Below are 8857 nucleotides of genomic sequence, written 5' to 3' on the forward strand. Positions count from 1 at the left end.
CAGCCTTGATGACTGGACCCGGCTGTCCGAGCGCTGGAAAGCCGACCTGGATGAGCGCATCAACCGCCTCACCGCGCTGCGCGACCAGCTCAATGGCTGCATCGGCTGCGGCTGTCTGTCGATGGAGGCCTGCCCGCTGCGCAATTTCGGCGACAGCCTGGGCGAGTTCGGTGCCGGGCCGCGCCTGCTGGATCAGGAGTGAGCCTGGCGGACTGAGCAGCGTTGCGGCCACGGTTGGTCTGTGTCTGCTGGCCGACATCCTTTTACCCTCGGTCAGGCGCCCGGGTTGCTCAGCGCCGCCAGCCGCGCCGCCAAGGCTTTGGCCTGCAACGCGACGTCCGTCACCGCAGTGCTCTCCCACCACAGGCCACGCAAAGGCGGCCCCATCGCGAACAGCCGGGGCGAATAGCGCCCTTCGGCGTCCATCACAGCGCCGCCAGCATCAGCGGCGATGCCCAACGCCAGCGGGCCCGGCTGAATCAGGCCACGCGCCAGCAAATTGCGCGGCAACGCACGGTCGACCCGGCGCCAGTCGTACTGAATGCCGGTCGAGTTGATCAGCGCTGCGCCACGCTCGGTGCGGGCACTGTCCTGACCACGGTAGCGAACGCTGATGCTGACCTGCCCGGCCTGCGCGCTTTCGACGCTGAGCAGCGAGGCGGCGTGGATGTGCAGGCGCCCTTCGCCCACCAGCCGGTCCAGCAATTGCGCACTGGGCGGCGGCGAGCGGTGGTGATGGCTTTCCCACCAGGGCCGGACGTGGCGGACGAACTGGCGGCGTTGCCGGTCAGACGCCTGGCTCCACAAACGTGGAATATGCACGCGTACGGTGTCGAGCGGCGCCTGCCAGTCGATGCCCTGCTCCATCGCCCGCGCGCACTGCTCGCGCAGGGCCCTGACCAGTTGGCGCGTGCTGCGAATGCCCGGGTCAGCGGCGAGAAAGTCGGGCCATGTCGGCGGTTGACGGCGCACATGGGGCAGCAAGCCATGACGGGAAAAGACGTCGATGGGGCCTCGGTGGCCGGCTTGCTCCAGGGACACCACGGCGTCGACCATGGTCAGCCCCGATCCGATGATCAACACGCGGCCCTGAGGATCAAGCTGGCGCATGGCGCTCACGTCCCACGGGTCGACAGCGGCGGCGTTGAGGCCGTTGGATTCCCGTTGAGGGGTGCGCGCGGCGGCAAACATGCCCGTTGCCAGTACGCCGAAGCGCGCCGTCAGCTGTTCGCCGCTGGCAAGGGTCAGGCGGATGCCGGCCTCGTCACTCTGCAAATCGGTTGCTTCGCCGCGCACGTGCTCGGCACTGGAGCCGTGACGCTCGCCGACCGCCCGGGCCTCGGCCAGGCGCTGCTGGACGTACAGACCAAACAGCCCGCGCGGCGGAAACAGCTCGGCGACGGGCACGTGCTGCTCGTCGGATTCCGGCCAGCCACCCGCCGCGATGCAATCGGTCAGCCAGCGGGTGAGGTCTTCGGCATCGTCAGGGTCGACGCTCATGCGCGCGGCGTTGCCGTTCAGCGTGTGGCCCAGTTCGGTCGCGCTGTAGGCTTCGCCGCGACCCAGTTCGCTGCGCGATTCGACGATGACAATGCGCCGCCGGCCCGGCAGGCGCAGCAGCTGCACCGCCAGCATCGTGCCGCTGAGGCCGCCGCCGATGATCAGGATGTCGGCGTCAGGTCCAGTGTGTTCAGCGCTCATTGCTTCTCCCCTTCTCTCGCCCCGAGGGCGCTCGGCTGATTATGGACAGTCCGCGGTGCAACCTCAGCCCTTGCGTTTCATGTCCAGCCGGCGCAGATGGCAGGTCACTTCCTCGCGGTCGTGGTACAGCTGTTTGCAACCGATGGCGACCTTGACGCCGCGCGCCTTGAAACCTTCTTCGATGCGCTCCAGCAGGCGTCGCACTTCGGCGTAACGTTGCTTCATCGGCAATTTGAGGTTGACCACGGCTTCGCGGCACAAGCCTTCGCCCAGCCAGGTCTCCAGCAGCGCGGCGTTGCGCGCAGGCTTTTCGACGATGTCGCAGACCATCCAGTCCACCGGTTGGCGTGGTTTGAAGGTGAAGCCGTCGGCCATCAAGTGCTGCACCAGCCCGGTGTCCATCAGGCTCTCGGCCATCGGCCCGTTATCAATCGCGGTGACCAGCATGCCACGCCGCACGAGCTGATAGGTCCAGCCACCGGGCGCCGCGCCCAGGTCGACGCCGGTCATGTCGCCCGACAGGCGCTCGTCCCACTGATCCCTGGGAATGAAGTGATGCCAGGCTTCTTCGAGCTTGAGGGTCGAGCGACTCGGTGCTTCCCGGGGAAACTTCAGCCGCGGAATACCCATGGGCCACATCGCCGAGTTGTTCGCGTCGGCCAGTCCCAGAAACACTTCCCGCCCGCTTTTGAAGGTCAGCAGCAAACGCGGCAGGCTTGGGTTGTCGACCAGTTTGCCGGCCTTCTCCAGCGCCTTGCGCAGCGGCGCTTCAAACTTGCGGCAGAAGGTCGAGAGCTCCTTGCCGTCGTTGGTGTCGACCACCTCCAGCCACAGGCTGCCGCACGGCGCAAAACCGGCCATGTGCTCAAGGATTACGCTGATGCGGTCGGTTTCAGGCAGTTGGACAAACACGCCGCGGGCCCATTGCCGGGGGAAAATCAGCTCGCGGAACTTCAGGCTGTCCATCAACCGCTCGGCGCCCTCGGCTTCGGTGCAGATGAACTCGGCGCAGGCGGCGTCGGTCTTTGCCTTCGCGTAGCCGGACACTTCGAGGCGCGCGGCGTGCTCGCTCAATTCCGAGCAAACCTCGCTTTCGAAGCCGGGACGGCAATGCATGAAAAGGGTGTTCACGGGACGGTCTCCTCGCGCGCCACGAATCGGGCCGCGGCGCAAGCTGTACATGAGGATTAACCTCAATGACTCGAAAGCGGCGCATGATAGCCCAATCAGGAACCACTGGCTCAGCCGGTGGGTCCAGTACTACTCAACACCCCGTGAAAGGCGCCGACCAGAGCGCCGAAGCAAGCCCTGTCTTACCGTTCGTTCGCCCGTCCGCGCCGTGCCGCACGGACCGTCAAGGAGTCAGCCATGCCCTCCCTCGATAGCCTGAAAAGCCTCAAGACACTCGACGTCAACAACAAGACCTACCACTACTTCAGCCTGCCGGATGCCGCGCGCACGCTGGGCGACCTCGACAAACTGCCGATGTCGCTCAAGGTGCTGCTGGAAAACCTGCTGCGCTGGGAAGACAACCACACGGTGACCGGCGACGACCTCAAGGCCCTCGCCGACTGGCTGACCGAGCGTAAATCCCGACGCGAAATCCAGTACCGCCCCGCGCGCGTGCTGATGCAGGATTTCACCGGCGTGCCGGCCGTGGTTGACCTCGCCGCCATGCGCGCCGCCGTGGCCAAGGCCGGTGGCGATCCGCAGCGCATCAATCCGCTGTCCCCGGTGGACCTGGTCATCGATCACTCGGTCATGGTGGACCGCTTCGGCGACGATCAGGCCTTTGGCGAGAACGTCGACATCGAGATGCAGCGCAACGGCGAGCGTTACGCGTTCCTGCGCTGGGGCCAAAATGCATTTGATAACTTCAGCGTGGTGCCGCCGGGCACCGGGATCTGCCATCAGGTCAACCTGGAGTACCTGGGCCGCACGGTGTGGACCAAGGAAGAAGACGGCCGCACATACGCGTTCCCGGACACGCTGGTCGGCACCGATTCCCACACCACTATGATCAACGGCCTCGGCGTACTCGGCTGGGGCGTCGGCGGCATCGAAGCGGAAGCCGCCATGCTGGGCCAGCCCGTGTCGATGCTGATTCCGGAAGTCATCGGCTTCAAGCTCAACGGCAAACTGCGCGAAGGCATCACCGCCACCGACCTGGTGCTGACCGTGACGCAGATGCTGCGCAAGAAAGGCGTCGTCGGGAAATTCGTTGAATTCTACGGTGATGGTCTGGCGGATTTGCCGCTGGCGGATCGGGCCACCATCGCCAACATGGCCCCGGAATACGGCGCGACGTGCGGCTTCTTCCCGGTCGACGACGTGACCCTCGACTACCTGCGCCTGTCAGGGCGTCCGGACGAAACGGTGCAACTGGTCGAGGCCTATTGCAAGGCCCAGGGCTTGTGGCGACTGCCCGGTCAGGAACCGGCGTTCACCGATGCGCTGGAGCTGGACATGGGCACGGTGGTGTCCAGCCTTGCGGGGCCTAAACGTCCGCAGGACCGCGTCGCCCTCCCCGACGTGTCCCAGGCGTTCACTGACTTCCTGGGCCTGGCCCTGAGCCCGGGCAAGCAGGACGAAGGACGGCTGGAAAGCGAAGGCGGCGGCGGTGTCGCGGTCGGTAATGCAGCGCAGGTTGGCGAAGCAGATTACGAGTACAACGGCCAGACGTACCGGCTAAAGAATGGCGCTGTGGTCATCGCCGCCATCACCTCTTGCACCAATACCTCAAACCCCAGCGTGATGATGGCCGCCGGCCTGCTGGCGAAAAAAGCCGTCGAGAAAGGCTTGCAGCGCAAACCGTGGGTCAAGAGTTCGCTGGCGCCGGGCTCCAAGGTCGTGACCGACTACTACAAAGCGGCGGGGCTCACCGAGTACCTCGATGCGCTGGGCTTCGATCTGGTCGGCTATGGCTGCACCACGTGCATCGGCAACTCGGGGCCACTCCCCGATCCCATTGAAAAAGCCATTCAGCAGTCCGACCTCACCGTGGCCTCGGTGCTGTCGGGCAACCGCAACTTCGAAGGCCGCGTGCATCCGCTGGTGAAAACCAACTGGCTGGCCTCGCCGCCGCTGGTGGTCGCTTACGCCCTGGCGGGCAGCGTGCGCATTGATTTGAGCAGCGAGCCTCTGGGCGAGGGCCGCGACGGCCAGCCGGTTTACCTGCGCGACATCTGGCCGACGCAGAAGGAGATCGCCGACGCAGTCTTGAACGTCAGCACCGGCATGTTCCACAAGGAATACGCCGAGGTCTTTGCCGGTGACGAGCAATGGCAAGCGATTCAGGTGCCCGAGGCTGCGACTTATGTCTGGCAGCCGGATTCGACATACATTCAGCACCCGCCCTTTTTCGAGGACGTGGCCGGCCCGTTGCCGGTCATCGCCGACGTCCAAAACGCGCGGGTGTTGGCGGTGCTCGGCGATTCAGTCACAACCGACCACATCTCCCCCGCCGGCAACATCAAACTCGACAGCCCGGCCGGCCGCTATTTGCGCAGCAAAGGCGTGGAGTACAAGGACTTCAACTCGTACGGCTCGCGGCGCGGCAACCATGAAGTGATGATGCGCGGCACCTTTGCCAACATCCGCATTCGCAATGAAATGCTCGGCGGTGAAGAAGGCGGCTACACGCTGCACGTGCCCACCGATGAGAAGCTGCCGATCTATGACGCGGCCATGCGTTATCAAGAAGAAGGCACGCCGCTGGTGGTCATCGCCGGCCAGGAATATGGCACCGGGTCCAGTCGCGACTGGGCGGCGAAGGGCACCAATCTGCTGGGCGTCAAAGCAGTGATCGCCGAGAGTTTCGAGCGCATCCACCGCTCAAATCTGGTCGGCATGGGCGTGCTGCCGCTGCAGTTCCGGGCGGGCGAAAGCCGCAAAACCCTGGGGCTGACCGGTAAGGAGGTGCTGACCATCACCGGGCTGACCGGCGCGACGCTGCAACCGGGCATGAGCCTGGCCGTGCAAATCACCCGGGAGGATGGGCAGCAGGACCACATCGACGTGCTGTGCCGGATCGATACCCTGAACGAGGTGGAGTACTTCAAGGCGGGAGGGATCTTGCATTACGTCTTGCGGCAGTTGATTGCTTCTTAAAGGCTGGGGCTGAAGCCGGACCCACTGATACGCCGTGCGCTGTCAGTGGGGCCGGCTTTAGCCGGAACACGGCACGCGGCATACCCCGAATTGATGGCGGCCACATAGGCCTCTTCCCGGCTGAAGCCGGTCCTACTGACATCGCGGACCCAGTGGGACCGGCTTTAGCCGGGAAGGCGTCAGGCGTCACACCGCGTACTGCCAGCATTCAATCAGGTCGCCCGCTATCAGAAATGCCCTACACCCAACACGCCGTGCATCCACAAAACATTCGGACCCACTTCCCGTTCATCCGACATACACCCGCGTTTAATCAACGTTAAAATCGCCAGCCTTATCCGACACCAAAGGATTGCTCCATGTCGGCGCAACGCTGGGCTTCCCTCTTACTGCTCTCCCTCGGCTATTGCCTGGCGCTGCTTTATGGCCAGCTCAGCATCCCTGTGGTCGTCACCTTGGGATTACTGATCATGGCCGGCATCTGCGTCCGCCATTTCCAGCACCGCGCCGTCCGCCTTTTTGGTCACGCGCTGTTCATCGCCCTGGCAGCGGGGCTGGCCAGCCACTGGTTGCCCGGTTTCCTCAGCGCGCGGGCCATTGCCGGCGTGAGGCTCAGCCCCGAGGCCGCGCCGTATTCGATGTACCTGAACCTCGATAAACCCCTCATCGGTTTCTGGATCGCATTCGCCTGCCCCTGGGTGTTTATAGCGTTTAGTCTTCGGCGCTGTCTGGGCGTGACCAGCATTGCCCTTCCCGTCACCGCCGCCGCGTGTTTATCAACAGCCCTATTGCTGGGACTCATCGGCTGGTCGCCCAAGTGGCCCGAACAAACAGGCATCTGGACGCTGAACAACCTTCTGCTGGTGGCGCTTACCGAGGAGCTGTTGTTTCGCGGCTACCTGCAGGGCAGCCTGAAAAGATGGCTTGCACCGCTCCCTTACCACGACGCCCTGGCAATCGTGGTGGCGTCGCTGCTGTTCGGCCTTTCCCACCTCGGCGCGGGCTGGACATGGGCCTTTCTCGCCGGGATTGCAGGGGTGGGTTACGGGGCGGCTTACCGACTGGGCGGCCTGCCCGCCGCCGTGCTCACGCACTTTGGCCTGAACCTGCTGCACTTCAGCCTGTTCACCTACCCGATGTTCGACCGCTGACGCACGCCAAGGCCACTCGACATATGACGCAGTTCACAAAAACCTAACTTTATTTCGTCTCGAGCCGATAACCCGTCAAAGCCTTCCTGGATCGAATAGCTCATGCGAAATAACCAGCCCATTACTCAACGCGAACGGACCTTTCCGGCGCAGCAACGGTTGATCTCGACCACCGATGCGCGCGGCGTCATCACCTACTGCAACGACGCCTTCATTGAAATAAGCGGTTTTTCGAAAGATGAGCTGATCAAGTCACCGCATAACACCGTGCGCCATCCCGACGTACCGTCGGCGGTTTTCGAGCACATGTGGGCCACGCTCAAGCAGGGTCTGCCCTGGATGGGGATCGTCAAGAACCGCTGCAAGAACGGCGATCACTACTGGGTGAACGCGTACGTCACGCCGGTTTTTGAAAATAAACAGGTCGTGGGCTTCGAGTCCGTGCGGATCAAGCCAACCGCTGAACAGATACGCCGCGCCGAAGCGCTCTACAAACGCCTGAACAGCGGCAAAAGCGCAGTGCCAAGCCGCGACAAATGGTTGCCAATGTTGCAGGACTGGCTGCCGTTCATTCTGGTCAGCCAGTTGAGCTTCCTGATCGGCGTCTGGCTGAATTCGCCGTGGGGCTTTGTGCTGGCGGCTGCGCTGTCGGTGCCGCTGGGCCTTCTGGGCTTGAGCTGGCAGCAACGCGGCCTCAAGCGCCTGCTGCGTCTGGCCTAGCAAACCACCTCCGACCCGCTGATTGCACAAATGTACACCGACAGCCGCGGCGCCCAGGCACGACTGGAAATGTCGATCCTCAGCCAGGAGGCGCGTCTGAAGACCTGCCTCACCCGCCTGCAGGACACTGCCGAACATCTCAACGCTCAGGCGCGGCAGTCCGACACCCTGGCGCAGGCCAGCTCCACCGGGCTGGAACGTCAGCGCGTCGAGACCGAACAGGTCGCCACCGCCGTCAACCAGATGGCCGCAACGACGCAGGAAGTCGCCAACCACGTGCAGCGCACCGCTGACGCCACGCAGCAGGCGAACGAGCTGACCCGCCGCGGCCGGGAGATTGCCAGTGACACTCGCGCAGCCATCCAGCGCCTGTCGGCCTCGGTGGGCGAAACCGGCCTGACCGTGACCCAACTGGCGAAGGACAGCGATGAAATCGGTGGCGTCGTCGACGTCATCAAAGGCATCGCCGACCAGACCAACTTGCTGGCCCTGAATGCTGCCATCGAGGCCGCCCGCGCTGGCGAAATGGGCCGCGGATTTGCCGTGGTCGCCGATGAAGTGCGCCAACTGGCCCAACGCACCACCGAATCCACGGGCCAGATCCACGCCCTCATCGCCAAGCTGCAACAGACCGCCAGCAATGCGGTGCAGACCATGAACACGGGGCGTCGCCAGGCCGAAGAAGGCGTTGAACAGGTCATGGAAGCCGACAGGGCGCTGGTGGGCATCAGCGACGCAGTGGCCAACATCACCGACATGACCACCCAGATCGCCGCCGCCACCGAGGAGCAGAGCTCGGTGGCAGAAGAGGTCAGCCGCAACATCAGCACCATCGCGCACCTGGCCGACCAGACCTCCGACGAAGCACGTCGCTCTGCCACGCTCAGCGCCGAACTGACCCACACTGCCAACTCGCAGTACTCGTTGGTGGAGCGCTTCAACCGCTGATTGTTTGATCGGTTTTTGAAAGCCCCGGTAGCTAGACTGCCGGGGCTTTTTTATTTGGATCAGTGTTTGAGTAGGACATTTCTGAAAATCGATGAGGAGTTGGGTTTTCGGGCTGGTGTGGTGGTTTTAGTGTTGACAGGATTTGTAGAACTCTATTAGTTGATTGTTGAAAGACGATAGATAGTTACCACCATGGTGGTGATGTTTGTTGATCTAGACGATTAATT

7 protein-coding genes are annotated in these 8857 nt (G+C 63.5%); 5 read left to right on the forward strand and 2 right to left on the reverse strand.

The genetic code is table 11. From position 1 onward, the window contains the following. A partial coding sequence (locus VF672_RS03615) for a MerR family DNA-binding protein (RefSeq protein ID WP_331101561.1) occupies positions 1-202 on the forward strand: 202 nt, incomplete at its 5' end. Between the two features lie 71 nt (positions 203-273). Here the strand turns inward: VF672_RS03615 and VF672_RS03620 are convergent. Next, the gene (locus VF672_RS03620) at positions 274-1701 is read right to left on the reverse strand and encodes an FAD/NAD(P)-binding protein (RefSeq protein WP_331101563.1); all 1428 of its coding nucleotides are present in this window, start codon (positions 1699-1701) and stop codon (positions 274-276) included. Positions 1702-1764: 63 nt separating this feature from the next. Next, positions 1765-2832, reverse strand: a complete 1068-nt coding sequence (gene rlmM, locus VF672_RS03625; RefSeq protein ID WP_331101565.1) for a 23S rRNA (cytidine(2498)-2'-O)-methyltransferase RlmM — start codon at positions 2830-2832, stop codon at positions 1765-1767. A 237-nt stretch (positions 2833-3069) separates the two neighbouring features. On the opposite strand from rlmM, the gene acnA reads away from it, so the two are divergent. The 4 genes from acnA (at position 3070) to VF672_RS24505 (ending at position 8630) form a co-directional block, all read left to right on the forward strand. Beyond that, positions 3070-5811 carry an aconitate hydratase AcnA gene (acnA, locus tag VF672_RS03630; protein WP_331101567.1) on the forward strand — a complete coding sequence of 914 codons (2742 nt, stop codon included), beginning with the start codon at positions 3070-3072 and terminating at the stop codon, positions 5809-5811. 359 nt (positions 5812-6170) lie between these two features. After that, positions 6171-6962: a type II CAAX endopeptidase family protein gene (locus VF672_RS03635; protein ID WP_331101569.1), complete on the forward strand. Its 792-nt coding sequence runs from the start codon at positions 6171-6173 to the stop codon at positions 6960-6962. A 102-nt stretch (positions 6963-7064) separates the two neighbouring features. Then, the gene (locus VF672_RS24500) at positions 7065-7682 is read left to right on the forward strand and encodes a PAS domain-containing protein (RefSeq protein ID WP_414705568.1); all 618 of its coding nucleotides are present in this window, start codon (positions 7065-7067) and stop codon (positions 7680-7682) included. A 243-nt stretch (positions 7683-7925) separates the two neighbouring features. Next, positions 7926-8630, forward strand: a complete 705-nt coding sequence (locus VF672_RS24505) for a methyl-accepting chemotaxis protein (protein ID WP_414705569.1) — start codon at positions 7926-7928, stop codon at positions 8628-8630. The last annotated feature ends 227 nt before the right edge of the window (positions 8631-8857 follow it).

The organism is Pseudomonas sp. (assembly GCF_036387035.1).
Taxonomy (GTDB): Bacteria; Pseudomonadota; Gammaproteobacteria; order Pseudomonadales; family Pseudomonadaceae; genus Aquipseudomonas.

What these genes read in the sequence shown, in the direction of transcription:
- VF672_RS03620 (WP_331101563.1), bottom strand. Translation starts at nt 1,701, where the DNA reads ATGAGCGCTGAACACACTGGACCTGACGCCGACATCCTGATCATCGGC.
- acnA (WP_331101567.1), top strand. Translation starts at nt 3,070, where the DNA reads ATGCCCTCCCTCGATAGCCTGAAAAGCCTCAAGACACTCGACGTCAAC.
- VF672_RS03635 (WP_331101569.1), top strand. Translation starts at nt 6,171, where the DNA reads ATGTCGGCGCAACGCTGGGCTTCCCTCTTACTGCTCTCCCTCGGCTAT.
- VF672_RS24500 (WP_414705568.1), top strand. Translation starts at nt 7,065, where the DNA reads ATGCGAAATAACCAGCCCATTACTCAACGCGAACGGACCTTTCCGGCG.
- VF672_RS24505 (WP_414705569.1), top strand. Translation starts at nt 7,926, where the DNA reads ATGGCCGCAACGACGCAGGAAGTCGCCAACCACGTGCAGCGCACCGCT.